Source organism: Azospirillum sp. B506 (genome assembly GCF_000333595.1).
Lineage (GTDB): Bacteria > Pseudomonadota > Alphaproteobacteria > Azospirillales > Azospirillaceae > Azospirillum.
Genome location: NZ_BADK01000970.1, coordinates 1 through 1302, shown reverse-complemented (window position 1 = coordinate 1302; position 1302 = coordinate 1). Strand labels below are relative to the sequence as shown.

Here is a 1302-nt window from a genome sequence, read left to right as displayed (position 1 = left end):
AGTGCCGCGTAATAAGCATCGTGCCGGGCCTGCCACAGCTTCGAGCGGTCTCCGGGCCGGGTCGCCCAGGCGAACTCCATCCCGCCATGCTCGGCGGCGATGGCGGCAACCATCTCCGCCTGCTCCTTCACGCCGGCCTCGGTGCCGTGGAACTCGAAGAACAGGGTCGGGGCGACGGCGTAGTCGAGCTTGGAGTATTTGTTGACGGCGTCGATCTGCACCTCGTCGAGCAGTTCGATGCGGGCGACGGGGACGCCGATCTGGATGGTCTGGATCACCGTGTCGACCGCGCCCTTGATGGTCGGGAAGGCGCAGACGGCGGACGAGATCGCTTCCGGAATGCCGTAGAGCTTCAGCGTCACCTCGGTGATGATGCCGAGCGTGCCTTCGGAGCCGACGAACAGACGGGTCAGGTCATAGCCGGCCGCCGACTTGCGCGCCCGCCCGCCGGTCCTGATGACGCGGCCGTCGGCCAGCACCACGGTCAGGCCCAGCACATTCTCGCGCATCGTGCCATAGCGCACGGCATTGGTGCCGCTGGCCCGTGTCGCCGACATGCCGCCCAGCGAGGCGTTGGCGCCGGGATCGATGGGGAAGAACAGGCCGGTGTCGCGCAGATGCTCGTTCAGCTGCTTGCGGGTCACGCCGGCCTGGACGGTGACGTCCAGATCCTCCGCGCTGACACGCAGGATCTGCTGCATGCCCGACAGGTCGATGGTGATGCCGCCGGCCAGCGCCGCGATGCCGCCCTCCAGCGAGGTGCCGGTGCCGAAGGGGATGATCGGCAGCTTGTACCTGGCGCAGATCTTCACGATCGCGCTGACCTCTTCGGTCGAGTTGGCGAAGGCGACGCCATCCGGCGGACAGGGGGTGTGGTAGGACTCGTCCTTGCCGTGATGCTCGCGCACCGGCAGGGAGGTGGTGAACCGGTCGCCCAGCAGAGCCGTCAGCTCGGCCCGAGCCTCCTCGGTCAGGGCCGCGCGCGGCTGGGTGGTGGCGATGACGGTCATGGGTGTTGTCCCTCCCGGTCGATGGTTCATTGGTATGACCAAGCGAGGCTAAAGCGGCAGGCGCGCGCTTGGCAAGACAGGCGATGCGCAAGGGTGGAATGCCGGGACTGCCACAGACTGATCCCACCTGCACGCACGCGCCGCCACACCTGTTGCACCGGTGGCGCAACAGTCCCTGCAACACCTGTTGCAACGCCCCACCCCGACGCACACCCCGAACCGTTGAAAATCAAGAAAATCCGCTGAACTGACCATCTGGCACGGCGGTTGCTCTACTCCCCCTCGAACCGCG

General features: G+C 67.0%; 1 protein-coding gene. It reads right to left on the bottom strand.

Annotated features, from left to right (window positions below):
• Window positions 1-1010 (bottom strand): FAD-binding oxidoreductase (locus tag I71_RS30000; protein ID WP_042703004.1); only part of this gene is annotated, 1010 nt, incomplete at its 3' end.
• Window positions 1011-1302 lie beyond the last annotated feature (292 nt).